The organism is Alkalihalobacillus sp. R86527 (assembly GCF_042466185.1).
Taxonomy (GTDB): Bacteria; Bacillota; Bacilli; order Bacillales; family Guptibacillaceae; genus Guptibacillus.
In genome coordinates, this window is record NZ_JAXHBW010000001.1 from 2081312 (window position 1) to 2107174 (window position 25863).

The 25863-nt window shown below is 39.8% G+C and carries 31 protein-coding genes, 1 tRNA gene and 1 pseudogene; 7 read left to right on the forward strand and 26 right to left on the reverse strand.

Annotated elements, in window-relative coordinates; translation table 11 throughout:
* Nucleotides 1-19 precede the first annotated feature (19 nt).
* Together cshA and dat are read right to left on the reverse strand one after the other, a co-directional pair.
* Complete coding sequence (gene cshA / locus SJY16_RS10625) at nucleotides 20-1495, reverse strand: degradosome RNA helicase CshA (protein WP_483860830.1); 1476 nt, start codon at nucleotides 1493-1495, stop codon at nucleotides 20-22.
* Between the two features lie 189 nt (nucleotides 1496-1684).
* Nucleotides 1685-2518 (reverse strand): D-amino-acid transaminase, encoded by an 834-nt coding sequence (gene dat, locus SJY16_RS10630; RefSeq protein WP_377889121.1) that lies wholly within the window; start codon nucleotides 2516-2518, stop codon nucleotides 1685-1687.
* Nucleotides 2519-2692: 174 nt separating this feature from the next.
* On the opposite strand from dat, the gene SJY16_RS10635 reads away from it, so the two are divergent.
* Nucleotides 2693-3256 (forward strand): hypothetical protein, encoded by a 564-nt coding sequence (locus tag SJY16_RS10635; RefSeq protein WP_377889122.1) that lies wholly within the window; start codon nucleotides 2693-2695, stop codon nucleotides 3254-3256.
* 111 nt (nucleotides 3257-3367) lie between these two features.
* Here the strand turns inward: SJY16_RS10635 and SJY16_RS10640 are convergent, their stop codons facing one another.
* Nucleotides 3368-4141 (reverse strand): glucose 1-dehydrogenase, encoded by a 774-nt coding sequence (locus SJY16_RS10640; RefSeq protein WP_377889123.1) that lies wholly within the window; start codon nucleotides 4139-4141, stop codon nucleotides 3368-3370.
* A 167-nt stretch (nucleotides 4142-4308) separates the two neighbouring features.
* Here SJY16_RS10640 and SJY16_RS10645 point away from each other — a divergent pair, with 167 nt between their 5' ends.
* The gene (locus SJY16_RS10645; protein ID WP_377889124.1) at nucleotides 4309-5184 is read left to right on the forward strand and encodes a helix-turn-helix domain-containing protein; all 876 of its coding nucleotides are present in this window, start codon (nucleotides 4309-4311) and stop codon (nucleotides 5182-5184) included.
* Between the two features lie 2 nt (nucleotides 5185-5186).
* On the opposite strand, the gene SJY16_RS20050 is transcribed toward SJY16_RS10645, so the two are convergent.
* The 4 genes from SJY16_RS20050 to SJY16_RS10660 form a co-directional block, all read right to left on the reverse strand.
* The gene (locus SJY16_RS20050; protein WP_425545208.1) at nucleotides 5187-5282 is read right to left on the reverse strand and encodes a putative holin-like toxin; all 96 of its coding nucleotides are present in this window, start codon (nucleotides 5280-5282) and stop codon (nucleotides 5187-5189) included.
* A 94-nt stretch (nucleotides 5283-5376) separates the two neighbouring features.
* Nucleotides 5377-5511 carry a hypothetical protein gene (locus tag SJY16_RS10650; RefSeq protein ID WP_377889125.1) on the reverse strand — a complete coding sequence of 45 codons (135 nt, stop codon included), beginning with the start codon at nucleotides 5509-5511 and terminating at the stop codon, nucleotides 5377-5379.
* Between the two features lie 142 nt (nucleotides 5512-5653).
* On the reverse strand, nucleotides 5654-6295 hold the full coding sequence (locus SJY16_RS10655; RefSeq protein WP_377889126.1) for a uracil-DNA glycosylase family protein: 642 nt from the start codon (nucleotides 6293-6295) through the stop codon (nucleotides 5654-5656).
* 51 nt (nucleotides 6296-6346) lie between these two features.
* Nucleotides 6347-7267 (reverse strand): SGNH/GDSL hydrolase family protein, encoded by a 921-nt coding sequence (locus tag SJY16_RS10660; RefSeq protein WP_377889127.1) that lies wholly within the window; start codon nucleotides 7265-7267, stop codon nucleotides 6347-6349.
* Between the two features lie 149 nt (nucleotides 7268-7416).
* Between SJY16_RS10660 and SJY16_RS10665 the strand changes: the two genes are divergently transcribed.
* Nucleotides 7417-7710 carry a HesB/YadR/YfhF family protein gene (locus SJY16_RS10665; RefSeq protein ID WP_377889128.1) on the forward strand — a complete coding sequence of 98 codons (294 nt, stop codon included), beginning with the start codon at nucleotides 7417-7419 and terminating at the stop codon, nucleotides 7708-7710.
* 40 nt (nucleotides 7711-7750) lie between these two features.
* On the opposite strand, the gene SJY16_RS10670 is transcribed toward SJY16_RS10665, so the two are convergent.
* The 8 genes from SJY16_RS10670 to SJY16_RS10705 form a co-directional block, all read right to left on the reverse strand.
* The gene (locus SJY16_RS10670; RefSeq protein ID WP_377889129.1) at nucleotides 7751-8059 is read right to left on the reverse strand and encodes a hypothetical protein; all 309 of its coding nucleotides are present in this window, start codon (nucleotides 8057-8059) and stop codon (nucleotides 7751-7753) included.
* Nucleotides 8060-8063: 4 nt separating this feature from the next.
* A complete protein-coding gene (locus SJY16_RS10675; protein WP_377889130.1) occupies nucleotides 8064-8501 on the reverse strand; it encodes an acyl-CoA thioesterase in 438 nt (145 codons plus the stop codon).
* Nucleotides 8502-8767: 266 nt separating this feature from the next.
* The gene (locus SJY16_RS10680; RefSeq protein WP_377889131.1) at nucleotides 8768-9256 is read right to left on the reverse strand and encodes a hypothetical protein; all 489 of its coding nucleotides are present in this window, start codon (nucleotides 9254-9256) and stop codon (nucleotides 8768-8770) included.
* Between the two features lie 53 nt (nucleotides 9257-9309).
* A complete protein-coding gene (locus tag SJY16_RS10685) occupies nucleotides 9310-9834 on the reverse strand; it encodes a hypothetical protein (RefSeq protein WP_377889132.1) in 525 nt (174 codons plus the stop codon).
* A 137-nt stretch (nucleotides 9835-9971) separates the two neighbouring features.
* Nucleotides 9972-10115, reverse strand: a complete 144-nt coding sequence (gene sspN, locus SJY16_RS10690; protein ID WP_377889133.1) for a small acid-soluble spore protein N — start codon at nucleotides 10113-10115, stop codon at nucleotides 9972-9974.
* Between the two features lie 60 nt (nucleotides 10116-10175).
* Complete coding sequence (locus SJY16_RS10695) at nucleotides 10176-10301, reverse strand: FbpB family small basic protein (protein ID WP_224882350.1); 126 nt, start codon at nucleotides 10299-10301, stop codon at nucleotides 10176-10178.
* A gap of 175 nt (nucleotides 10302-10476) precedes the next feature.
* Nucleotides 10477-13191: an aconitate hydratase AcnA gene (gene acnA, locus SJY16_RS10700; protein WP_377889134.1), complete on the reverse strand. Its 2715-nt coding sequence runs from the start codon at nucleotides 13189-13191 to the stop codon at nucleotides 10477-10479.
* A 504-nt stretch (nucleotides 13192-13695) separates the two neighbouring features.
* Nucleotides 13696-13956 (reverse strand): hypothetical protein, encoded by a 261-nt coding sequence (locus SJY16_RS10705; RefSeq protein WP_377889135.1) that lies wholly within the window; start codon nucleotides 13954-13956, stop codon nucleotides 13696-13698.
* A gap of 114 nt (nucleotides 13957-14070) precedes the next feature.
* On the opposite strand from SJY16_RS10705, the gene SJY16_RS10710 reads away from it, so the two are divergent.
* Nucleotides 14071-14208: a small acid-soluble spore protein P gene (locus SJY16_RS10710; protein WP_377889136.1), complete on the forward strand. Its 138-nt coding sequence runs from the start codon at nucleotides 14071-14073 to the stop codon at nucleotides 14206-14208.
* A gap of 40 nt (nucleotides 14209-14248) precedes the next feature.
* On the opposite strand, the gene selA is transcribed toward SJY16_RS10710, so the two are convergent.
* Together selA and SJY16_RS10720 are read right to left on the reverse strand one after the other, a co-directional pair.
* The gene (gene selA, locus SJY16_RS10715) at nucleotides 14249-15652 is read right to left on the reverse strand and encodes an L-seryl-tRNA(Sec) selenium transferase (protein WP_377889137.1); all 1404 of its coding nucleotides are present in this window, start codon (nucleotides 15650-15652) and stop codon (nucleotides 14249-14251) included.
* Between the two features lie 43 nt (nucleotides 15653-15695).
* Nucleotides 15696-15887: pseudogene (locus SJY16_RS10720) on the reverse strand (Rdx family protein); the annotation flags it as partial.
* A gap of 142 nt (nucleotides 15888-16029) precedes the next feature.
* Between SJY16_RS10720 and selD the strand changes: the two are divergent.
* The gene (selD, locus tag SJY16_RS10725; protein ID WP_377889138.1) at nucleotides 16030-17091 is read left to right on the forward strand and encodes a selenide, water dikinase SelD; all 1062 of its coding nucleotides are present in this window, start codon (nucleotides 16030-16032) and stop codon (nucleotides 17089-17091) included.
* A 91-nt stretch (nucleotides 17092-17182) separates the two neighbouring features.
* On the opposite strand, the gene phnC is transcribed toward selD, so the two are convergent.
* Genes phnC through selB form a run of 4 tightly spaced genes read right to left on the reverse strand, consistent with a single transcriptional unit; the run spans nucleotide 17183 to nucleotide 21469 of the window.
* Nucleotides 17183-17938: a phosphonate ABC transporter ATP-binding protein gene (gene phnC, locus SJY16_RS10730; RefSeq protein WP_377889139.1), complete on the reverse strand. Its 756-nt coding sequence runs from the start codon at nucleotides 17936-17938 to the stop codon at nucleotides 17183-17185.
* A complete protein-coding gene (gene phnE / locus SJY16_RS10735; protein WP_377889140.1) occupies nucleotides 17928-18653 on the reverse strand; it encodes a phosphonate ABC transporter, permease protein PhnE in 726 nt (241 codons plus the stop codon). Before phnE ends, phnC begins: the two co-directional genes overlap by 11 nt.
* Before the next feature lie 29 nt (nucleotides 18654-18682).
* Entirely contained in the window at nucleotides 18683-19576 is an 894-nt protein-coding gene (gene phnD, locus SJY16_RS10740) for a phosphate/phosphite/phosphonate ABC transporter substrate-binding protein (protein WP_483860831.1), read from the reverse strand.
* A gap of 21 nt (nucleotides 19577-19597) precedes the next feature.
* Nucleotides 19598-21469, reverse strand: a complete 1872-nt coding sequence (selB, locus tag SJY16_RS10745) for a selenocysteine-specific translation elongation factor (protein ID WP_377889142.1) — start codon at nucleotides 21467-21469, stop codon at nucleotides 19598-19600.
* Between the two features lie 440 nt (nucleotides 21470-21909).
* Here selB and SJY16_RS10750 point away from each other — a divergent pair.
* Together SJY16_RS10750 and SJY16_RS10755 are read left to right on the forward strand one after the other, a co-directional pair.
* Nucleotides 21910-22006: transfer RNA gene (locus SJY16_RS10750), tRNA-Sec, on the forward strand.
* A gap of 211 nt (nucleotides 22007-22217) precedes the next feature.
* Nucleotides 22218-22643 carry a DUF2621 domain-containing protein gene (locus SJY16_RS10755; protein WP_377889143.1) on the forward strand — a complete coding sequence of 142 codons (426 nt, stop codon included), beginning with the start codon at nucleotides 22218-22220 and terminating at the stop codon, nucleotides 22641-22643.
* Nucleotides 22644-22677: 34 nt separating this feature from the next.
* Here SJY16_RS10755 and SJY16_RS10760 read toward each other — a convergent pair whose 3' ends face one another.
* The 5 genes from SJY16_RS10760 to SJY16_RS10780 form a co-directional block, all read right to left on the reverse strand.
* Nucleotides 22678-23160: a CcdC family protein gene (locus SJY16_RS10760; protein WP_377889144.1), complete on the reverse strand. Its 483-nt coding sequence runs from the start codon at nucleotides 23158-23160 to the stop codon at nucleotides 22678-22680.
* Nucleotides 23161-23271: 111 nt separating this feature from the next.
* Complete coding sequence (locus SJY16_RS10765) at nucleotides 23272-23727, reverse strand: Na(+)/H(+) antiporter subunit B (protein WP_377889145.1); 456 nt, start codon at nucleotides 23725-23727, stop codon at nucleotides 23272-23274.
* Between the two features lie 19 nt (nucleotides 23728-23746).
* On the reverse strand, nucleotides 23747-24457 hold the full coding sequence (locus SJY16_RS10770; protein WP_377889146.1) for a cytochrome c biogenesis protein CcdA: 711 nt from the start codon (nucleotides 24455-24457) through the stop codon (nucleotides 23747-23749).
* Between the two features lie 107 nt (nucleotides 24458-24564).
* The gene (locus tag SJY16_RS10775; RefSeq protein WP_377889147.1) at nucleotides 24565-25434 is read right to left on the reverse strand and encodes a M15 family metallopeptidase; all 870 of its coding nucleotides are present in this window, start codon (nucleotides 25432-25434) and stop codon (nucleotides 24565-24567) included.
* 116 nt (nucleotides 25435-25550) lie between these two features.
* A complete protein-coding gene (locus SJY16_RS10780) occupies nucleotides 25551-25775 on the reverse strand; it encodes a YneF family protein (RefSeq protein ID WP_224882311.1) in 225 nt (74 codons plus the stop codon).
* Nucleotides 25776-25863 lie beyond the last annotated feature (88 nt).

Here is a 25863-nt window from a genome sequence, read left to right on the forward strand (position 1 = left end):
GAGGCCCCGGCTTTCTAATTTATGAATTTTTGTTTTTGTCGTTAAACTTACGGCGCTTTGCTCCAGCACTACGGTCTTGACGGTAGTTACCTTTACTACGTCCACCGCGGTCGTTAGAGCGGTTACGACGATCGCGTCCGCCGCCACTGCCTCCACGGTTCGGGCCTTTTTTCGCACGTAGTGGTGCGATGTCAGTGATTTTAACAGGAGTTGTATCTGGTTCTCTTGTAAGAAGCTTAAGAGCTGCAGATACAAGCGTTACAGGATCGTGATCATCTAAAAGCTGTTCAGCTGATGAACGATAACCACTGTGTCCCTGCTCTTCAATCGTACTTTGAAGCTGTTGGATAGTAGACTGTTGCTGCCCTTCCATTGCTTCAGCAAAGCTTGGGATTGTACGCTTTTGCATTGTACGCTTCGTGATTTTCTCAATCGTTTTCAGGTGATCATACTCACGATGAGTGATAAATGTAGAAGCTAGACCTGATTTACCAGCACGTCCAGTTCGACCGATACGGTGAACATAACTTTCTGGGTCCTGAGGAATATCAAAGTTATAAACGTGAGTAACACCGCTGATATCAAGACCACGTGCAGCTACGTCCGTTGCTACCATGATATCAATCGTACCGTCTTTAAACTGTTTGATTACCTGGTCACGCTTGCCCTGAGGAAGGTCACCATGAATTCCTTCTGCCATGTATCCACGCTTCTTAAGTCCTTCAGCAACTTCATCAACGCGTTTCTTTGTTCTACCGAAAACGATAGCAAGTTCAGGCGCTTGAATATCAAGAAGACGACAAAGAAGGTCGAATTTCTTTGGTTCACGAACATCATAGTAATGCTGATCGATTTGAGGAACAGTCATTTCTTTTGATTTCGTTCTTACCGTTTCAGGATTGCTCATAAACTTCTCTGCAAGGATTGCAATACGCTTAGGCATAGTTGCTGAGAATAGAAGCGTTTGACGCTGATCAGGAACACCTTTAAGAATTTTCTCGATATCTTCAATGAAGCCCATGTTGAGCATTTCATCTGCTTCGTCTAGTACTACGAATGAAACTTCTTGAAGACGAATCGTCTTACGTTCCATGTGGTCAATTAGACGTCCAGGTGTTGCTACAACTAATTGAGGGCGTTTCTTAAGTGCTTTAATCTGATGACCGATACTTTGGCCACCGTAGATAGGAAGAGCACGTACACCCTTTGCCTGTCCAATACGGTTTAGTTCCTCTGCTACCTGTACAGCAAGCTCACGAGTAGGAGCAAGTACGATTCCCTGTACATGTGTAAGTGACGTATCGATCTTTTCGATCATCGGGATACCAAACGCTGCAGTTTTACCAGTACCTGTTTGAGCTTGGCCGATTACATCCTTATTTTGTAGAGCTAGAGGGATAGTACCAGCTTGAATTGGTGTTGTTTCTTCAAAGCCCATCTGGTTTACGGCTTCGAGTATTGTATTACTTAATCCAAGGTCTTGAAATTTTTTCAACGTATAAAAACTCCTTTTTACATTTAAATGCTATAAAATGGAGAATGCTCTCCACATCATTTTTAAAAAGAGCATTTTCCTTATGATGGAAAATGCTCGAAACAAGCAATTCTTCATTCACATATAGCGCTAATTAACAGTACCATTATCGCATCAAAAATTCAACTGCGAGAAAAATATTTTTTGTTATTATTGCTCACTATTAGGAATTCGCTTCTTGAATGCCTTTTGAAGGATAGCGGTTACATCCCCCATTCTACCAGTTCCAATGGTGTTGCCACTTACCTCGATAATAGGTCGAACTTCCTGAGTTGTGCTGGAAATAAAAACTTCATCACTTTCAAGTAATTGTGTTTTAGTAAACGGATTTTCCTTGATTGGAATACCAGCATCCTTTGCAACATCTAAAATTGCTCTCCTTGTAATTCCATCAAGAATATAATGATTCGCAGGATGCGTATAGAGCGTTTGGTCTTTCACTATGAAGACATTTGTAGAACTTCCCTCAGTTACAGTTTCGCCTCTATGGAAAATAGCTTCATCATATCCTTGTTTTTTGGATTCTTCCTTAGCAAGAACATTTCCGAGTAAGTTTAAGCTTTTAATATCACAGCGTAACCATCTTATATCCTCTGTGAACATCGCTCTACCTGGTGCAGGTGTTTCGTTTGTAGCGTATTCAGTTGTATAGCCGACGACAACAGGTTCGGACTTTGCTGGAAATGGATGGTTTCGCGGAGCGACCCCTCGTGAAACTTGCATATATAAATGTCCATTCTCTACGTGATTGACTGAACGGAGCTCGTTTACTTTTGTATGGAATGTAGTACGGTCGAAAGGTAGTTCAATATGGATTTCACTAGCACTTCTTTTCAAACGATCAAAATGACCATCTAATTCAAAGAAACTTCCATTGTAAATTCGTATAACCTCATAGACACCGTCTCCAAATTGATACCCTCTATCTTCTATATTAATAGAAGCGTTTTCTTTTGATATAATTTCGCCATTTAATAGAATCACGTTTATGCACTCCCGTCTAACTTGTATACCCTTTCACCTTAACATATTCTTTTTATTGAAAGTAGCAACTAGATTTTTTAATTTTAATACAATTTAACTATTTACAAATTGTGGCTATTAGACTAGTATTTGTATCTGTAAAGAATATACAAATATATCAGGAGGTTACACGGTATGAAAAAGGTTTTATCTTTAACTATGCTTTTGGTCTTAGTTTTTGCAGCAGCTTGTAGCAACGGAAACGGCGCTAATGAAAATGCTTCGGAAAATAACAGCCAGAACAATGAACAAGCTAGCTCAGAAGAAAATGGAAATCAAGAAACTGATGTAAAAGGAGCTTTGCTTGATTTCCAAATGAACCTTACAAGCTTGATCAACGAAAAAGATTCACCAATCTACGCATTTGAAGCTGCTAAAGCTAAAGAAGAAGAAAAACCTTCTGCTGAAGAGCTTGCAACAATGAAAGAAGAAGCAAAAACCGCTGCTAATACTGTTGCCGAAGATATTCGTGGAATGGAAATTCCAGCTGAACTTGACGCTCATAAGAGTGAGCTTGAAGCAGCTCTAGAAGATCTTGCGAAGTCTTATGAAACAAGAGCAGCAAACCTTTCAGATGAAGCTGGTTATGTTTATGAAGAATCAGATAGCCTGTTCACATCAGCTGAAGAAAAAATAGCATCTGTTTACGAAGATGCTGGTCTAACAGCTCCAAGTATTTCAACAGAAGTAGCAGAATAAAGAAGAAACCGTTACACTGTAACGGTTTCCCGGCTGTCGAGATGATTCGACAGCTTTTTTGATGTGTTTATAGTTATTGAAGTTTCCTATGTATCGTTTTGTTCTTTATTATTAAAATCCGTAGATCGTCATCCCTCCATCAACGAACAATGTTTGTCCAGTCATATAGTCCGAAGCTTCTGAAGAAAGAAACACCGCTGCTCCAACGAGATCTTTCATCTCCCCTACTCGATTCATTGGCGTTCTTGAAAGAATATCCTGTAGATACTCTTTGTTTTCTAGTAATTGATCCGTTAATGGTGTCCTGAAGTACCAGGGACCGATCGCATTAACGGAAATATGATCTTCTGCCCATTCTAGGGCTAGATTCTTAGTCATCTGAATCATACCTGCTTTCGTGGCAGCGTAAACAACTCCTGTTCTAAGAGCCACATGCCCAGCAACTGAGGAAACGTTAATTATCTTCCCCCCTCCATTTTCTTTCATGATTGCAGCACATGCTTGCGACATAAAAAACGCACCTTGAAGGTTCGTCTGAAAGATCTTATTCCATTCATTCTCGGTCACATCCGAAGCTTTTGAACGGATGTTCATACCTGCGTTATTTATCAAGATATTGATTTTACCCGCTTCTTTGTACACCATAGATACGGCTTCTTCAATTTCTTGTTTACTTGTTATATCGGTTTGAATCGGATAAGCCTTTCTGCCCTTATCTCTGACCAAACCTGCTGTTTCGTTAATATCAGAAGACGTTCTAGCCAGGATTGCAACGTCCGCACCGGCTTCAGCAGCTCCGATTGCAATCGCTCGTCCTATTCCTTTCCCTCCTCCTGTTACAACTACCACTTGATCTGTTAATTCAAATGAAGGTAAATAATTCACTAACGTTCACCCCTTTAAAAATGTGTCACATTAATTCCTTCTATAAACAAGGTGAACTTCCTCTAATTATTTAGGTTACATAATATTATTATGGTTTGTTTTATTTGGGAATAGGTATATGGATAATGTTTCCACGTGATATAATGTTTGTAAAAGGGGGATAGCAGATGCGACAGGATACACTCGGAACTTCCCTACGTGAACTTCGAATGTACCTTGGGCTCTCCCAGTCTGATCTGGCGAATGGTATCTGTACTCAAGCGTTGATTAGTCAAATCGAAAACAATGCTGTATCACCTTCTGCAGAACTACTCTATCATCTTGCATCGAGACTTGGTGTGGACATTAATTATTTTTTTCACATGATTGAAACACCCCGCCTAGATTATGTGAAGGAGGTTTGTCGTCAGATAAGGAGACATATTAAGAACCGTGAGTACCACACTGTCGCTGAAATCCTGGCAGATGAAGAGAATAATCCTCTCTTCTCTACGATTAAGAATCGTCAGTTCGTGTTGTGGCATAAAGCAATTTGCCAATACTACATCGAGCATGATGCCCACAGTTCATTCCAATCACTTAACAAAGCGTTATTATTAACTGCAACCACCTCAAAAAATTATTCCGAACGAGAAATAGAAATCCTGATTAGCACGGCAATTCTTTATAGTGAAGAAAAGAACTGGCACAACGCACTGTCGTTATTTAAAAAAGCTTTTTATCATGTTCGGTTTTATCCAATCATCAATGATGAAACAATCGAAATAAGATTATACTACAATTATTCTAAGGCATTATCTTCATGTGGTGATTACGAAAAATCATTATCCATCGCGAAAGAAGGCGTTCAAATTTGTCGAGAAAAACAAAGATTCTACTTATTTGGAGAGCTAACCTTTCAATGTGGAAAGCTAAATCACTTACTTGGAAATATGGACCTCGCAAAAACGTACTTATCAACCGCATCTACCATCTTTCAATTAGATGATAACGCGCCCTACAAAAATCATGTTGATACCTTCGCAAGGAAAGTAGAAAGCTGAGACTACTTATGCTTTGTTTTTTCGATTAAGATGACGATGAAGTTAAACAGTGAAACAAAGAACAAGCCTGCTGTGATGAACAACATGAGTTCTTCCATGTCGAGCCCTCCTTTCAAATAAGGCTATGGGCTATTCATTTTTCTGCGATCATATTTCATTTTTAAAAGCACGCGAAAGACCCCTTTTCGTTAATTAGTGACAATATGGAAGATCTTCGTCAAGTTGGACTAGGGAGGCTTGGACGATTTCATGCGATTCTACTGGCGCCATAGCATAGCCACCGAATAAAACGACCGATACGAGCAGCATGAGAGACCATTTCTTCATCACTTCACCTCCCTTGTTACACTTATATTACAACTTTGGGAAAAATTATGCGTTTGCTCTATTCTATGCTCTTGCATATAGAAAAAGCCTTATCCTGGGTGGATAAGGCTTTTTCCTTCGTTTTAATAAACTTACTTATACTTTATGACGTTTTTAAAGCTTCGATTACATTTGAAACGGGCTCTTGATACCGCTCTCTACTCCAAGAGTTGTAAGACGGATGAGGCACATCCTCGATAATGGTCCATTTCTCACTTGAGATATCCGCAAGTCGGAAGAATTTCTGTGCAAATCTTCCACATGGCACAAACGTAGCTTTAGTGTCTGTTAGCTTATTGAGTCTCTCTCTAAACTTACTAAGAATCAACGATTGAACTGTATTCAACTCTTCATCTTTAAACGAATCTTTGTGATTGTATTTACGGATCACTTCAAACCTGTCCAATAAGGCCGATGCGTTTTCTATATCTTCTTGTTTGTATGGACGTTTCTGCATCGGGATGTTACAAACATTTAATAACCCTATTGCATCAAGTGATGGGCGATTTTTCTCGTCTTCATCATGTTTTTTTAATAACAAACCAAGAGGTTTATTATATTCTTGTCCGAAAAGCTTCTTCGCCATCGTTGCACCAGAAGAACCTGCCACTGGGACACCGTACTTCACCTCAGCGATATGTGGTGATTCTAAAATGAAAATTAATCTTGAAGCTGGCGAAATGAACGTATCAACACAATAACGTTCAGCTAACTCATTGTATTCTTCTTCATAGTTCTTTTCCATGTTTACCACTGCCTTTGTTAATTACTTATTAACATTACATCATTTTTTGAGTTATTCAACTTGGATGTCATCGATAATATCATCTTGATTCAAGTGATATTGAATCTGACGTGCCATTAATTCATACCCATCATCATTCGGATGAAATTGATCTTCAAAAAATAAATTTTCATCTACTGAATTGAACAGTTCATAAACAGGAACGAATGTTGTGTTTTCATCTTTTTCTACAGTAGATTGGTTTATTCCATTCCACCGCTGAACAATTTGATCAATTTCTGTTATCGATTGAAAACTCTCTAATAACGGATTATAAAGACCTATAAAAATAATTGGTGCGTCGCTATTTAAAGAACGAATTCTTTTCATGATTTTATCAAGACGGTCGACATAGTCAGACTGCTCTCTTTGAAAATCAGCCATCTGTAAGTCTAAGAAATGTTCTTTAACCACTTTCATTAAATCATTTCCACCGATACTCATCAAAATCACATCAGCTTCACTTACTGATTTTTCTACATCATCTTCAAAAAGTATTTTATATAATTTCGGTGTTCTTCTACCATGAACCGCATAATTTTGAACGGAAACACTAGAACCGGTATCTTGTTCAATGTTTGTTGAAAGTCGTCCTATATAGCCTTTTCCTGTTGAATCACCGCTCCCTTTCGTGAGTGAGTCTCCTAGTCCAACCATCTTGATATCAGCTTCCTCAGTTGACGTGTTCTCTTTCTTAGAACCTTCGTCTACTTTTTCCTCAGCGTTCTCATCCAGATCTTCCTTTATATCGTTCTTTTCAGCAATTGAAGAAATGACGGTTTCGTTTGGTACTTCGTTCACAACCATCATCGAAGCTGCTTGTTTTAATTCATTCAAACGCTGGCTCCTATGGTCCATAATTGGCTTAATGCTCAGTAGGATTACGCCTGCAAAGGCGAGGAAAACAATCAGCCATATATTTTTCTTACTCAAGTTAAAGCCCTCCTCGACTCAATACCCTTTATACCCTTATTATATCTCCTTGTAACTACAAATTCTAACAGTTATAACCCTATTGTTTTGCAAGAACACTTTACATCTTTATAATAGAGATGTAACGTCGTGCCAGGGAGGAATATTTAATGATTATATCAATTACTCAACCAGCTTTAAACTGGTTTAAACGTGAAATGGCATTAGAAAAAGGGGATTCACTTCGCTTCTTTGTTCGAGTTGGCGGATGCAGTACCGTTCAAGATGGCTTTTCGCTAGGCATGACCGTTGAAACTCCAACAGAACCAGCTCTGTCCACTGAAGAAGACGGAATCACATTTTTTGTTGAAGAAAAAGACATCTGGTTTTTTGAAGAGCTCGATTTCACTGTGAAATACAGCAGAAAAAAAGACGAAATTGTGTTTCAACATGGGGACCAGTAATAAAAAGACGCGAAAGCTTCGTTGCTTTCGCGTCTTTTTATTACCTTTCTGTTAAATGGAATCTTTCAATATGACTGGTGAGTCCTTCGTTTCTAAGAACTCTCACCTGCTCATTTCCGAGTAGATCAAAGTGTGGAAACCCTTCTCGATCGTGAATCCACTCACCCTTAAAGTTGTATTTCTCCCCCCACTTAATTAACTTTGCTACATCCCTGCATCCCGCTTTCGTTACGGTTTTGTATTGTGGAAACAGTGGATCGTACCAAAAATGGGTTAGAAAAGCAACTTCGCCACTTGCAACAGTATGTTTCCATTCTTGTAATTCTTTTTTTGATAATCCAAATGCCATTCGATTACAATCCTTTACTTATCCGTTTTTTTTTCACCTTCTCATACTCTTTGTGCCATTCAGGAAACCTTTTCCGAATCGAAATAGGTCGGAACGTTTCTTTCTTTACACATGTATGTACTGATTTACCAGTTACACAGACGGTGTCATCTTCCTTCATTACTTCATATCCATATACGACCCGCAGGCCATCATAGTGTTCCACCCAAGTATTCACTCTCACTTCATCCCCATAACGAACAGGGCGTTTGTAACTTGCCTCTATATCAACGACTGGAGATAATATTCCTTCTTTCTCCATGTCAGCGTAGTGAAACCCAAGGTCATTTATTAATGTCGTTCTTCCTAGCTCAAACCAAATGAGATAGTTGGCATGATAGACAACTCCCATTTGGTCAGTTTCAGCATATCGTACATTGATTGGGGTAGTTGAAATGAACACTGAATATCCTCCTCTTACTTCTTGCTAATCATATATAGTTTATCATAAGTGGTGATTGATTCCCTATTGAAGAAAAAGCCGAATGGAAATTCCCATTCAGCTTAGTAATCAAATGCATTATTAACTTGAACCATCTGTTATAACTTTTAAGCGTTTCCTTGATGATTATACCGTTTAATCCTCATATGATGCCCTCTATTCATTCTTGCACCTCTTAGTTGCTCTTCATGTATGTATGTGAAGAGCAGTTTATATTCTTAGATCTATTAGTTTTGCAAGCTTTTGGGAAGGGTGTCATATAGTGAATTTTCGTAAGAAAGCATTGCTTTTCGTGTTTCTGCACTACACCCATTAGAAAGCAAAATATTTTCTGCTGCTTCGAATACTTGCCTCAGCATTCTCATCGCCATTCTATAGTCGACAACAACATTTTGTTTAATATTCTTTTCTTGTTGTGAAAGCTCCAACATCAAATGATACGTACATTCTAAAAGTCGCATAGGGGCATCATTCAACGTTCGAGCACTTCCGTTATCAAGAAACTCTTCAAACTGCACATCATCTTCATCACAGAGTAAGAAGTACGTTCTCGGCACATCACCTAAATTGTGGTCAATCCCTGAAATCGTTAATGTCATAATTGCGAGTCTTGAAGCAAAACCGCCAGTCAATGCAGCTGTACCACAACCATACGGAGGTCCTGAACCTTCAAACATTTTGTAGATTTCACTGCCTAATAAATCTTTTCTTTCCATGATCATCACCCACCTTATGGACCCTTTACCCTATTTTCATTTCAAGAAATCGTCTAAACGGCTTCTTCAAAAATAATAGGACTCATAAAATCAATGCTTTTCTGAGTAATGTCAATGAAGTTTCGCCAATATTCCTTCACGTTCTCATCGTATTTCCCTTGATCAAAGCTAATTTGTAACCATGAAAGTTCTTCAAGAAGTCTTATCGATGAACCTACCCAAATCTTCTGACCCTCAATTTGTAATGTAAATGGTTCATCGAATCGAAAAGGGAGATAAATCCCCTCATGGTTGGGGTGAAGAATAAGATTTTGAAAAATGGTTCCTTTAAAGAGCTTCGCATAAGTAAGTAATACACGATCGTTCTTTGCAGCTGCTTTTTTTAGATGATGCAAGGTTTTACTTTCACCTAGTTCTAGACTAGCGATGGCTTTCTCCCAGTTTAACTCTTCACGATAAGGAACAAGATACCCCATTTGTTGCATCTTTATTTCTAACTCTTTTATTAAGAGTCCAGTTTCTGGCGCTTCTTCTGTATTCAAACTCGAAATTGGTTCAATTCTAGCTGTAATTGTCATAAAGATCCCCCCGAAAAAACTTATCTATTGTAATCATTCGCTTTTCTTATTACCTTTAAGACGTTTTTACAAACTTTGAAAGAAATTGTTATAAATGAAATAAACCAGAAAGATTTCTCCTTCTGGTTTCATACTCATTATTTCCCTTTAGGGGGAGCATAGTCAGGCTTTTGATTCCCTTTTGTTTGCATCTGTTTTCCTTTGTTTCCTTCTGCTTCTGGGTGAAGGGAAGATAAGTGATTGGGTGCAAAAGATTTCGGAAATCGTTTTGGGTTACTCATTAAGATCTCCTCCTTTACCTTATATGCTGTGCAATCGGAGAAGAATTATCATGCTTCGTATTAATTTTTGGCGTGTTTTTTTTCAAACTTATCTTCAATGCGTTCAATCGCTTCTTTGTCGTTCATTAATTCTTGCTTATACTGCGAAACTAACTCTTTGAAAGTTATCTTTTGAGATTTTCTCATCTTTTTCTCCTTTCGTAACGATTATCTTTAATGCAAGTATTCCCGAATTCAGAATATTTAATACATAAAATCAGTTTTTTTGTAAATTCCCCGCAGATTTATGAGATTTATGCATAAAAAAAGACTGCCGAGATTCACTCGGCAGTCTGAAAAAGTTCACCTGAACTTCTTACTATTATTTAGTTTCTAACTTGTCACGAAGAACCATTTGCAGAATTCCTCCGTGGCGATAGTAGTCAATTTCAACTTCACTGTCGAAACGAGCTAGTACATCAAACGTCTTGACTTCGCCTTCTGGTGAAGTCGCCGTTACTTTGATTTCTTCACGTGGTTTAACATTTTCAGTAATATCTACTGCAAATGTTTCTTTACCAGAAAGACCTAGTGACTCAGCAGAATCACCCTCTTTGAATTGAAGTGGTAATACGCCCATCAATACAAGGTTACTTCTGTGGATTCTTTCATAGCTCTCAGCGATAACCGTTTTAATTCCTAGAAGATTCGTTCCTTTTGCAGCCCAGTCACGAGAGCTTCCCATACCGTAATCTTTACCAGCAAGTACGATAAGGTCAGTTCCGTCTTCCTTGTACTTCATTGCAGCATCGTAAATTGGCATAACATCGTCTGTTTTCCAATACATAGTCCAGCCACCTTCAGTATCTGGTGCAATTTCGTTACGGATACGAATGTTTCCAAAAGTACCTCGCATCATTACTTCGTGGTTACCACGACGTGATCCATAGGAGTTAAAGTCGATCGGTCGAACGCCTTTGTCCTGTAGATATTGTCCTGCTGGCATTTCTTTCGCGATTGCTCCAGCTGGGGAAATATGGTCAGTCGTTACAGAATCACCAAACTTCGCGATTGCTCTCATATCCTTAAGCTGGTGAATTGCTTCAGGCTCTTTAGAAAGGTTTTCGAAGAATGGAGGGTTTTGGATGTATGTTGATTCTTCATCCCAGTTGTACAAGTCGCCTTCACTCGTGCTCAACTGATTCCAACGCTCGTTTTCTTCAAAAACTGTTTTGTATTGACGCTTAAACATTTCTGGAGTAACCGTTTCAGCTACCGCTTCTTTTATTTCCTCAGGAGATGGCCAGAGGTCTTTCAAGTAAACGTCATTTCCATCTTTATCTTTACCAAACGATTCTGAGTGAAGATCAAAGTTCACGGTACCTGCAAGTGCATAAGCAACAACTAGCGGTGGAGATGCAAGATAGTTTGCTTTCACTAGTGGGTGTATACGTCCCTCAAAGTTACGGTTACCAGATAGTACTGACGTTACTGTCAGGTCACTCTTCGCAATCGCATCTTCAATCTCTTCTTTAAGTGGTCCAGAGTTACCGATACACGTCGTACAACCATAGCCTACAAGATGGAATCCTAGGTCCTTAAGGTAAGGCATAAGTCCTGATTTCTCAAGATAGTCAGTAACAACTTTCGACCCTGGAGCAAGACTTGTTTTAACGTATTCAGGAACTTGAAGTCCTTTTTCAACTGCTTTCTTCGCAAGAAGAGCAGCACCAAGCATGACTGATGGATTGGAAGTATTTGTACAGCTTGTAATCGCAGCGATTGCAACCGCACCTGTCTTCATATCAACTTCTTTTCCATCGTTGAATTTCACAGTTGTTTCTTTCTTGATCTCATTCTTATCCATTCCGAGTCCTTGGTTACCCTGCGGAGATACAAGCGCCTTATTGAACTCTTCTTTCATACTAGATAGAGGGATAAGGTCTTGAGGACGCTTAGGACCAGCTAGACTTGGTTCTACTGTTGAAAGGTCAAGTTCTACAACACTAGAGTATTCAGGATCTTCAGATTCTGGAGTGTAGTACAAGCCGTTAGCTTGACAGTATTCACGTACAAGATTGATATGCTCTTCTGTACGTCCAGTTAAGCGCATGTACTCAAGCGCCTCTTCATCTACAGGGAAGAAGCTACAAGTTGACCCTTGCTCAGGTGCCATGTTTGAGATCGTCGCGCGGTCTGCAAGTGGCATGCTAGAAAGACCAGGACCGAAGAATTCAACAAACTTTCCAACAACTTTCTTTTCACGTAGAAGTTGAGTCACTTTAAGTGCAAGATCCGTTGCAGTGGTTCCACTAGCAAGTTCACCTGTAAGCTTCACACCAATTACTTCTGGAACAGGGAAATAAGAAGGCTGCCCAAGCATTCCTGCCTCAGCTTCAATTCCACCTACACCCCAACCAAGAACGCCTAGACCGTTAATCATAGTTGTGTGAGAATCAGTTCCGAAAAGTGTATCAGGGTAAGCAATATTTTCACCATCAAAGTTGTTTTCTTGAACGACGTTTGCTACGTACTCCAAATTAACTTGGTGAACGATTCCTGTAGCTGGTGGTACAGCACGATAGTTATCGAAGGAATCTTGAGCCCATTTAAGAAACTTATAACGCTCAAGGTTACGTTCAAATTCTTTGTTCATGTTAAATTCGAGTGCATCTTCAGAAGCATATTTATCAACTTGAACTGAATGGTCAATAACAAGATCAACTGGAATTTCAGGATTGATTTTGTCTGGATCTCCACCCATATCAGCCATTGCCTTACGAAGTGACGCAAGGTCAACTACTGCTGGTACACCCGTAAAATCCTGTAGGATAACACGTGATGGTTTAAATGGTACATCGATATCAGTCTTTTGCTCGCTAGTTCCCCATTTAGCGAGATTCTCAATGTGCTCTTCTTTAATAACCTTACCGTCATACTGACGAAGTATGGACTCAAGCAAGATCTTAATCGTATAAGGGAGCTTGCTAACTTTTGCGATGCCTGCTTCTTCTAACGCATTTATGCGATAGAACGAATATGATTTACCATTAGCATCGAACGTTGACTTAGAATTATAAAGTTCATGTTTTGCCATATGTAGTTCCCTCCTTCAAATTGCATAACAAAGCGGTAGTTGCAAAAACGCTTTCAACTTCCCTTTATCCATATTAGTAAATTTTCAAACATAAGTAAATAACAAGATTGTTATTATACTCCATAAGATTAACTTATCACCCACAATTGATAGCTAGTGGGAAAGCATAAAGCGAATGGAATTCACCTTGGAATGGATGATGCAGATGCTCATGGTCACGGAGCAAGCAAAAGCTGATAATGATTATGTTCACGAACATCTTTCTTGAGAACAGCGTGCGTTTAATACAGACTGTTTTCTCAATGATTGTTGCTTTTGAAACATTTTTTGTATAAAGAACCGACCTGAGTTGATTGGAAGGGACTAGCGGGACAGGTGAGATCCTACAGGTACATGAAGGCTCAGCTTATAGCAACAATGGTTACGAAAAACGCTCAAAAGACAAAGAAACTTCAATAGATGAAACAAAAAACCCGTCATCAGGAATGACGGGGGTTCAACCTTTTACACGTCTTTATCCATTTCTGCTTGAATCGATTGAAGGTCCTGTTGAAACTGAAGTAGCTGTTCACGTTGATGCTCAGAAGCATTGACAAGAGCTCCCTCAATTTGTGACATCGCCTCTCCTACTTCCTGTTGTAAATGTTCAAGGTCTTTTCCGTACTCGCTACTTGTAACGACGACTTCGTTACTCGCGTCGATCGCCTGATCATATCCTTGCTGAGCAGCTTGAAATGCCTGCTGTTTGTCTTTATTGTACGGCATCGTTTGCCCTCCTTATCAATGGTTTCACGATAGTTTATCCAAAATAAGGCTTGCTATACGGCTCGTATAAGATGAAAAGACGTGCAAATACTATTACTAAAGGAGGGATTGAACATGACAGAAAGCAACACGTTTAAAGACATGCGAAAAAATGCCCCCAAAGGTCGTACTGGCCAACAAGAGCCGATGAAAGGCTCACACAAAGTAAAAAAACGTAATCAGACAAGACAGAAAAATGGTGAAGGTTTCTAATTTCCCCTAAATAAAAAAAGGCGACCATTCAGTCGCCTTTTTATTGTGAGATAGCAATTAAAGCATTTATTATCTGACTCTCCTCTTCCTCTGTAACCGTCCTGAGATCTAGCACGACTCGGTCTTCCTTTATCCTCGTTATTATCGGGATCGAAGCTTCTCGTAATTTAAGTTCCAACTCATTGCACGTGTATACGTCAGAAGACAATGCGACTACATAGGTAGCTAGCGAGACGTCTGGCATCGTTCCACCACCGACTTGAGAAACATCTTCCATTATTTCAGTTTCAAAAAACGCTGTTTTTGCTAGGAGGACCTTATTAAATAGGATACCTCGATCATACATTTCCTCTTTCGTCACTAAGATGTCCCTCACAACCGGTATATCTTTTTCTTCATTCATCAAATGCTGTTGTAATGTTGCTTCTAGTGCGGATAGTGTGAATTTATCGACCCGTAATACACGAGCTAACTGATTTTTCTTAAGCTTATCGATAAGCGACTTCTTTCCTGCAATAATACCAGCCTGCGGTCCACCTAGTAGCTTATCTCCACTGAAAGAAACGATGTCCGCTCCTTCCCTCAAAACTGTTTCCACTGTAGGCTCATCACCGATACCATGCTCGGTATAATCGAATACTGCTCCGCTCCCTAAATCTTCGTAATAAATAACATGATTACTCTTTGCAAAACGTGATAACTTTTTTCGGTCTACTTCTGAAGTAAATCCTACAATAGAGAAATTACTACGATGAACTTTCATGATCATCGAAGTGTCTTCAGTTAGAGCATCTTCATAATCGTACAGGTGAGTTTTATTTGTCGTTCCTACTTCCCTGAGTTGTGCACCACTTTCTGACATAATTGAAGAAACGCGAAATGAGCCTCCAATTTCAACAAGCTCTCCTCTTGATACGATCACTTCACATTCATTTGCAAACGCTCGTAATACTAAATAAACCGCTGCAGCATTGTTATTGACTACCATAGCAGCTTCAGCTCCAGTAGCCTCACGAATCAAGCTTTCAGCTATATCATGTCTAGATCCGCGCTTTCCAGAAGAAAGCTCATACTCCAATGTAGAATAACTGCGCGCTACTTTTATTAGTCCTTCTAGCGCTCTTTCACTCAACCGAGCACGGCCCAGGTTCGTATGTAACACGACTCCTGTTGCATTGATAACAGGACGAAGGTTTGGTGTGAGTGTGGCTAAAGCTCTCTGTTCCAATTTTTCAATAATATCACGATGAAATTCTTCTCTTGTTCTAGAATTTCCAGAATATGTTTCGTTCAGTAACTTAGTACGAAGATCGTCGACCTCATCCTGGATAAAGTGAGTCAACCTTTCTTCCGAATAAGCTCTTGACAGGTCGTTTTGTCTAAAATCATATTGTAATTGATGGATGGGAGGAAGTTCTCTAACTAGTGATTTCAACTTATTCATCTCCTAATGACGTAAGGAAAGACACCCTTCCCCGGGTGTCTACCTATTCCTTCATCTGTTCCATTTCTTTAATAAAGGTTTCCACTTCAGGATACTCTCCTGTTTTGTGTTTCGAATGGATCTTACTACCATTTACCGTTACCTCGAATGCTCCTTTGAATCCTGGGGTCAGTTCGAGATTAGTGATGTCATGGCGAAAATGGTTAAAAAGTGCTTCCGCGAAACTCGCGGCTTTTGGTGCGTAGTTTCATTGCATGCAGAATTCGATCGAAACAGTGTACTTCACGTGAATTCCTCCCTCTATTATTATGTTGTTCATACTATATCATTTCAAAAATCGAAACAAAAGAATTATACTTATATAAGGAGGTGGTACTATGTCGAGTCAAGAGAAAATACGACTTACGTCTCTCTCAACTAAAGGTGGTTGAGGATGCAAACTCGGTCCAGAGGACCTGGCGCAAGTTTTGCGTCATCTACCTGATAAGAACAAAGATCCAAACTTACTAGTTGGAGTAGAAACCTCCGATGATGCTGGTGTGTATCGGTTAACTGATGACATCGCCATGATTCAAACAGTCGACTTCTTTACTCCAATCGTGGATGATCCCTATATGTTTGGACAAATTGCAGCTGCGAACTCATTAAGTGACGTATATGCGATGGGCGGCGTCCCGAAAACAGTACTGAACATTGTCGGTTTTCCAATTAAAAAACTAGCACCTGAAATTTTGTCTTCTATCCTTAAAGGAGCTGCAGATAAAGTCGAAGAAGCAGGTGCAGTTATTGCTGGAGGTCATTCAATCGATGATCAGGAACCTAAATTCGGTCTGTCTGTAACAGGAATTGTTCATCCTGATCGCTACTATACAAATGTAGGAGCTAAACCTGGTGACGCTGTCGTTTTAACAAAGCCAATCGGGGTAGGTATTCATACAACTGCCATCAAACCAGAAAAGCTTTCTAGCGAGAGGCTTAAAATTGTTTCTGAAACAATGGCTGAACTAAATAAGCTCGCTGCTGAAGAGCTTACCCATTTTGCACCTAATGCTGTGACGGATGTAACAGGATTCGGCTTACTCGGACACTGTTATGAAATGGCGACAGGTAGCAATGTTAGTCTTCAAATTGACTTCCATAAAGTCCCGGTACTTGAGGGCACTTATGAACTAGCGGAACAAGGATTTGTGCCTGGTGGATCAAAAGCAAATCATCGTTGGATTTCTAATTCTGTTGAATATCATAACCTGAATGAACTTCAACAGCTCATTTTGTGTGACGCTGTTACCTCAGGAGGCCTACTGATAAGCCTACCTGAGGAAGAGGCTTCCGCGTATGTAGAACGTATGAAAGAAAAAGGTAAAACAGCGACAGTTATTGGTACTGTCACAGAGAAACAATCATCATCAATCATTGCATCAGGTACACAAAAACCGTAGGGAGTCCCCTACGGTTTTTGTTCAATATTCCCACTATCATATAGATAGCATTTAAAGGAAAATATATCTCCCCATGTAACTAATTAGAGATTCATCGTTCATAAAGATCGTCTTCTAGCTGCTCAGTAAATTTTTCTGGTACATCATCGAAAACTACACGACCACCTTTAAGAGCAACAATCCTTGTAGCATAACGTATGGCAAGCTTTACGCTATGAACATTTATAATCGTTAACAACCCTTGCTCTTCATGAATCTTCTTAATTAATTGAAAAATACGATCAGCCGTGCCAGGATCCAAGCTTGCGACGGGCTCATCACCTAAAAAAACATCTGGTGACTGGATTAATGCTCTTGCAATTCCAACTCTCTGTTTTTGTCCTCCGCTCAAGTCATCCACCCGCTGGTATTGCACCGGCAACAGCTCTACCTGTTCCAATATTTTCTTTGCTTTAGACTTTTCCTCGTCTGTAACTAACCCAAGTACATTTTGGAATGTCGAGTGAAAGCCAAACAAACCTGTATAAACATTTTGCAGAACAGTCAAACGCGGAATCAATTGGTGTTGTTGGAAGATCATCCCCATGCTTCTTCTGACCTTTCTTAATTCTTCAGCCTTGAGATGACGATATGACTGTTTTTGATAAGAAACAGTTCCTTCTGAAAGTGCCTGTAACCCATTCAACGTACGGATCAGTGTAGATTTTCCGGCACCCGTTTTTCCTAACACACAAACGAATTCTCCTCTTGAGAAAGTCAGGTTCACATCGTTAATCGCAAAGTTATCTGACCGCCCATATGTAACAGAACCATGTGTAATACTTAGAAGCTCATTTTTACATAACATCTTGTCTCACCCGGCTTCCTAAGAAATCAACAGCAATCACAATCAACATGATGATGAGAACATCTACCGCTACAGTCGAGTATTGAAACGTTTTAAAATGAATAAATAACTGTTGCCCGATGCCTCCTCCACCTACAAGGCCAAGTATTAATGAGGTTCGAACTGCAACTTCAAACCGATAAAAGTAATGCGAAAGCACATTCGGCCAAATTTGTGGAAAAATCCCAAACAATGCTCTTGTAATTGCTGGAGCGCCAACGGCTTTCATCGCTTCTTGCGGTCCCTCATCAGCCGCTTCAATCAATTCACCGATCAACTTTCCTAAGACGCTCGAATTATGAACGATGATTGCTAGCGTAGCTGCAAACGGTCCTGGTCCGACTACGGTAAGAAACATTAATCCTAAGACGATTTCCGGAATCGAACGAAGAAAGCTCAAGAGGATTCGACTTCCTCTATAGAATCGTCCTCCCGTGTTTCTGGCGGCAAGAAGACTTAGCGGGAGTGCAATAATTAGCCCTAGAAAACTACCTAGAAAAGCCATTCCAAGCGTCACTAAGCTGGCTTCTACCATTCGTGGGACAACCTCTAAATTGAGAGGGAACCAGTTTGAAAGAAAATCGACCATGTTCGTCAAAGCATTCAGTTTGGCTAAATCAAAACCCGTAACGTGTATACTCCATACCGATGCTACGACGATCAATAGTAAGCTCACTACATGCTTCCAATTAATCCAGGCCATAACTAGTCCTTGATTAAGCCCTGTTTTACAGCGGCATCTCTGATACTTTTGTAGTTTTCGTTACTAGCTTCCGTAAAACCAGAAGCACCAAAAGCATTCAAAATCGTCTCGTTTTCTATGGATAGGAAGATCTCTTGCAATCGCTTTTTCGTTTCTTTATCAGTGCCCTTCGCTACAGCCCATGGATATTGAAATAACTTGTCTGATTTCCAAATAACCTTTAGTTTATCTTCGTTTATTTTCCCTGATTCCAATAATTGATTATAAATGGCACTGTCGATTGCACCTGCATCCACCTGGTTATTTTGAACCGCTAGCGCAGTGGCATCATGTGAGCCAGTGTACATAATCGATTGAAATGAATGATTATCCTGATCAATGAATACATCTCTGTCTTTTAGCTCGATGGATGGAATTAACGAGCCAGACGTCGAGTTAGGATCTCCAAATGCAAAACTGTGCTCGTTACTATTTTCTATGAAAGCTTCAAGAGACGTCCAGCTATTTTCACTGTTTGTAATAACGTAAGAGTGATAGAATGGCTCGCCATCAATTAGCTGGGTCACAATCGCTTCTGCACCGCTCTTCTCATGCGCGATGACATATGTAAGCGGACCAAAAAACGCCATATCGATTTGCTCGTAATTCATCGCTTCTACGACACCGTTATAATCAGGGAATGTTGTAATTTCCACACTTCGATCTAGTTCATCAGCGAGCACATCTTGTAACTCTACCATCGCTTGATCGATTTCCCCCTCCGTTTGAGCTGGGATTACACCAATTGTAAATGTTTCTGAGTCGCTACTTTCTTTATTGTTGTCTTGTTCGCCATTTGAAGTGGAACAACCAGCCACAACCCCAATAAGGAATATCATAAACATTAACCGTCTCATCCTAGCATCACTCCAAGTATTCTAGTTATCGATCCATCTTCTTTCTTGTCCATCTCTTACGGTATAACCTTTTTCATCAAGACTCTCAAGGAAAGGAACAAGAAACTTCCTGCTTACGCCTAGCGCTTCCTTTGCAGCTTGTAGTGAAAAAGAGGTCGCTGTATCATTTCTTAACACATCACGCGATCTCTCCCATGTTGAGCGGTGAACCATCAAATCTTTTGTTAGTTCGACCGCTTCCCCTTCCTCCAGCAAAAATTGCTTCAACTCACCTTTTAGTACAGATGGGATGCTCTCACTATCGATCAGCACATCAATTGGTGATACTTTCATTCCCTGCTCTTTGAGAGACCTCACAACGTTCTCCATTCTCGTTTTCCAAGCTTTAGGAAAATACGGGGAAAAGGTTTCTTCACAAATGTATGGCCCTCTTTGTTTCACATTCTCTTGACCAACTAGCGTTCGTTCAATTAGTTTTTCAGGATACTTCTTCTTAAGTTCTTGTATCAACTCTGCCTTTGGTAAACCAGGTCTCAAAGGATAAGCTTCATGATAATCTTTCAACAGTTCAACGAGATCAGAACGTACTTGATTTCGAATAGCGTTCGTAGTGATGTACCTTCCATCACTTATAACGTGCGGATTTCTTTCCAATTCAAGAAAGACGTTATCTTCCATACCAAGAGTTTGCTTAACCTCTTCTTTTGACAACAAAAGCTCTTTCTCTACCAGCTGCTGAAGCTGCTCGAATGGTGTTCCAACACTCATTCTTTTCAACATCTCAACAGTCTCGCTTCCAAATTTATATTTCTTCCCTGTAACATTAACAATGGACCCTCCGCCTATTGTCTCAACTGGTGATGGTCGTCTAATGATTACGCGATCACCTTTCTTAGCTAGAATGGGTTGGGCTAGCCTTAGTTGACAGAAGATTTCTTGCATTTCTTTCATCTCTAATACATTCCGATCGAAGAAGACAATCGTTCCTCTTACTTCTGCAGTTCCAATATGAACCGTAACAGGTGATCGTTGCTTTAATTCATGCGACATTGTTTTCGCCACCCTCATGTTTAAATCAACTGTTGAAGTGACTTTGTAGAAATCGCTCGTAACAACAACCTGTCCTCTCACAATATCTTCACGATCCACACCCGCGAGATTAATCGCAACTCTCTGCCCAGCATACGCCTTATTCACTTTTTCATTATGAGATTGTACTTGCCTCACTCTAGCTTCAATTCCCTTCGGAACGATCGTTACCTTTTCTCCATCTTGTAACTCCCCATCAAATATAGTCCCTCTTACAATCGTTCCGTGCCCCTGTAGCGTAAACACTTGGTCAATCGGTAACCGAAACGGTCCAACTTTACTTCGAGACGGAACATCCAAAAGATAGGTTTCTATACTTTCTTTTAACTCCTCGATGCCTTTTCCAGACTTACTATCAACGACGTGTATGGTTACTCCTTCAAACCCAGTTCCTGTTATATATTCACTAATGTCATCCTTAACGAGTTCCAGCATCTCTTCGTCAACTGCATCTGCCTTTGTAATGACGATGATTGATCGCTCAATGCCAAGGAGAGATAAAATTTCGAGATGTTCTCTTGTTTGAGGCATAACACCCTCATCAGCTGCAACAACTGGAATAACAAGATCTATCCCTGCAACTCCTGCAATCATTTGTCTCACAAAACGTTCATGACCTGGAACATCAATAATCGACACATTCATATCATGTGAAAGTTCGAATGGAGCAAACCCTGGCTCGATCGAAACATTTCGCTCTTTCTCTTCCTTTAGTCGGTCGGTATCTACTCCAGTTAGTGCTCCTGTCAACGTTGTTTTACCGTGATCGATATGACCTGCAAGACCGATCGTGTAATACTTCATTCTTTTCACCTGCCATTGATTGAGTCATCCTCTATTAACATTAATGAAATAATGTTCCCTACGCAACTGTAAACCCTTAAACATACTCTATCCATTTGTATTCACCTTTGTATTTTTATTCAACAATGTATAAACTAAAAGTTATGCACAATTGTCCACACCACCATCTGTTACACCATCTAAGCCGCCCTGTACTAGTCTCGCAACTGTTATAGTTCACTATTAAGAACTGTACCATTACTCCTTTGTGTCGAATGTTGTCATCGCACAAATGCAATCGAGCTTTGTCGAATTCTATGAACAACGAGTAAATTTGAAGATTGTTCGTCTGCCTTCTACCTTTATCGACATCTTTCACGTTATGCACCTACATTCACTCTGATCAAATTGGTTGAATAGTTGTAACAGATGCTTTATTATTCTAAGAGCATGATAATTGTGGGGCTGGTTGTACGTCTGGTGAGTGCCACGGTCTTCAAAACCGCTTGTGACCTGCGTGCCAGGTCAGCTGGGTTCGATTCCCAGACGGTCCCGCCAAATAATTAATAAAATATAGTATGTAATTAAATTCCCTTAAACCTCCAATATGTTTCATTTTGGAGGTTATTTATATAGAGAGCTTCTTTACTCCTATTTTCCTCTCGATAAATTACCCTTTCAGCGGTTATCCGCTCCCCTACTCTACTTGATTTATCAGCATTTTGGGCGTATAATGTGACCGAGTTCAAAAGCATGAGAGGTGAATGCGATGGCAGGTTGGTTTCAGTATTTTATCGTTGGTTGGACAGTCGTGTTGATCTCACTAATGGCAATCGGTGGTTTCTTCATGTTCCGGAAATTCTTAAAACGCCTTCCAAAAGAAGATGGGAAATCGATTTTGGATTGGGAAGATTATTATATTGAGCAAACGAAGCATTTTTGGAATGAAGATCAAAAACAATTACTAGAAGAGTTGGTTTCTCCTGTCCCTGAACTATTTCGAGATATTGCTAGAAATAAAATCGCAGGGAAAATCGGTGAACTCGCGCTGAAAGAAAACAGCAAGGAAATGACCCAGGACCTTATTATTAGAGGCTACATTATTGCCACTCCAAAAAGAGATCACAAATGGCTGATCAAGAAACTTCACGATAAGCGAATTGATGTAGCACCCTATCAGCATTTGTTTCATTAAAAAACTCGTTTAGCATCATGCTAAACGAGTTTTTTTATAATGTGCTTTGATGTAATTTAAGATTATGGCTTCGTTCTGTTTTTCGAAATTGGTAGTACATCGCAACTCGCCAAGGCACAATCATACCGAAAGCGAGCACAAAAAATAACGAGCTTGTTTGAAGAACTGGTATCGATTGACCGATGATAGTTTTGAAGACGATTCTCACTACTAGAAGACCAATCAAAATAAAAACGAATGCTTTTGAGCGTGTTAAGTAAATCTTATCGTCTTTGATTTCAAATTTAGAAGTACGGATTAATAACAATGAAAAAGCCGCGCCTACTAGTAATGCTTCGATCGCTTCGTATAACGGCACTCGTGCTTCTGGAAGAACAAACATAAAAAAGCCTGTCGCCATAAAAAAAGGCGGTAGGATAATTTTTCTTATCGTTGCAGGTTTTTTCGAAGCCCTTAACCTGATCATAATTACACCTAGAGCCATCAGCGCTCCAACTATCGTACTGAAAATCAGCATATCTTCATCCCTCACCTATCAGGTTACTGCTTATCATTTCCATTGTATGTGCAAGACCAGAAAAAAACAAGCACACATAAAAGAACAGGGCATGCGCCCTGCTCTTTTTCGTTACGTATTTTGTTTGGAAAGCTCCTCTTCCCCTTCATCAGCTGCGATATTCAAGATGATTGTCATCGTGACGCCAACTACTGTAAAATATACGCCTAAATCAAACAGAATGGCTGTAGCTAGGTGAGTATGTCCAAGAATCGGAAGCTCAAAATATGCATCAGTATGACTTAAAAATGGCTGACCAAAGAAAAATGATCCGATACCTGTCAATACGGCAATTAACAATCCTATCGGAATAAAATTCTTGAAATCAAATCGAATGACTCGCTCCATCGTTTTAAAACCGTATGAAATATAGAGAAGCACAAGTGCACCTGATGTCATTAATCCACCGATAAACCCTCCACCTGGTGCATTATGACCAGCGAAGAATAAGTAAATTGAGAATCCCAATATGATAAATACAATGATTGTCGTTGTTGTTTTTAAAATAAGATCGTTGCTACGTTGCATCCATTCGCACCCTTTCTAGTTAGAATCCTTGAAATCCATTAAAGAGATTATTCACAAGAAATGAAGTAAACATCGTCATGAAGTTAAAGTATAACAAAACTCCCATTACAATCATTAAATATCCGCCAGCTTTCATAATCAATCGGCTATTCTTCTTGATCCACTGTAATTTTCCAATAAAGAATGATAACAGGAAGAATGGAATTGAAAAGCCTAATGTATATGCGATCATATAGAATAGGCCTGCACCAGGATTAGAAACTCCAAGAGCGATAACCGCAGCTAGAATTGGTCCAGTACAAGGCGTCCATCCTGCGGCAAATCCCATCCCAATTAACACGGAACCGATGAAGCCTGATGGGCGGTTTCGAATCGTTAATCGTCGATCTTTCAATAGAAACGAAGGTTTCCAAAAACCAACGACAACAAGTCCAAATACTACAATTAAGATAGCACCTACTTGTCTCAACAAGTCTTTATATTGAACAAAAAGGTTTCCTACTAGTGATGCAGACATACCAAGCACGAGAAAAATAATCGAAAAGCCTAATAAAAAGAACACTGTATGTAGGATGGCTCTTCGTTGCATCATTCCTCGTTCTTCTTTTAAGTCATCAACTGATACCCCTGTAATGTATGAGATAAACGCCGGATAAAGCGGCAGTACACAAGGGGAAATAAAAGAAAGAAAACCAGCTCCAAAAGCTAAGAAAATATTTAAATCCGCCATAAACTAACTCTCCGTTCTAAACATGCAATTAGCATGCGCATTCTGTAATCGTTTCAACCTCATTGTACCGGTTTTCACACGAAATTGTGTGAACATTACGTAACGATTTACTTTGCGAAAAATTCTTCAAGAGTTATTCCAGCTTCATGAATTTCTTTTGAAGCTTCTTTGCCAACATAACGAACATGCCATGGCTCGTATTGATAACCTGTAATATCTTCTTTCCCTTTAAGGTATCTTACTACAAATCCATACTTATGCGCATTTTCAGCTACCCATTCACCTTCTGGCGTACTTCCGAACTTCTCACTCAATGACCCACCTAGAGATGGGGCGCTTATATCCATTGTAAGACCAGTCTGGTGCTCACTTTGGCCAGCATGCGCACTTACTCGGTTCGCTTTCTCCGCACCATACCTATCTGCATTATAAGCAAAAATCGCTTCTTGTCTTTCATACGAACGGTAACCGGATACTGCTTTAAGTTGCATTCCATCTTTCGAAGCAGCAGCAAACATTATTTCAAGTGCCTTCGCCGCTTCTTCTACCATCAACCTCTTCGGATCACCATCGTTCGCATAGAACGGAACGTTCGGTTCCACAAGGTTTTCAGGCACAAAATCAGAAGGTAAATTCCGCTTTTTATTTGCTACAACATAGATACTATTAGGATTGGTTACAATTTGTTTACCATTCTCTTCTGCTACCGTTTCTCCCATAGCAGGGTATGCATGTTGATTGTCAGAACCTCCCTGGCTATTCGTATCCTCATCTGAAGAGGCGTTGTCTTCATTCGGTTGATCTGAATCATTATTTGTTGATTCTTTATCAGTGCTGTTCTGTTCCTTGCTTTCATCAGGCTGCTCTGTTGTCTTGTCAGCCTGGTTTTGATCATTTGAACTTTGTTCATTTGAGGAACACCCAGCTACAAGAGCTAGAGATAGCCCCGTCACTAAAACTAGATTTCTCACCGTCATCTCAACACTTCCCAATATATAAATATAGTCTAACCTATCATATCATCATTAGGATTAATGTCGTCAACCAAAATCTCTCCATATAAAAAGCACTCTGCTCCCAGAGTGCTAGTACATTATTTGTTATTATCCATCTGACTATTCATAGCCTTCATCATCTGATTAATCTTCTTCTGAGAAGGTTTTTGCCCCATTTGCATCATCATTACACGAAGCATATTTTCATTAATAGGGGGATTTTTCTTTAGATAATCCATCATATATTTGCGGGCAATAAAAAAGCCAAGCGCAGCCCCAGCAATTAATGCTAGAACGCCCACAAGCGTATACATCCACCACATGCTGTATTTCCTCCTTATTCTTTCTCTTCCATTAGTGTACTACAACCCTTCCTGATTATACAATAATGTCTATTAAAATAGTAGGGGT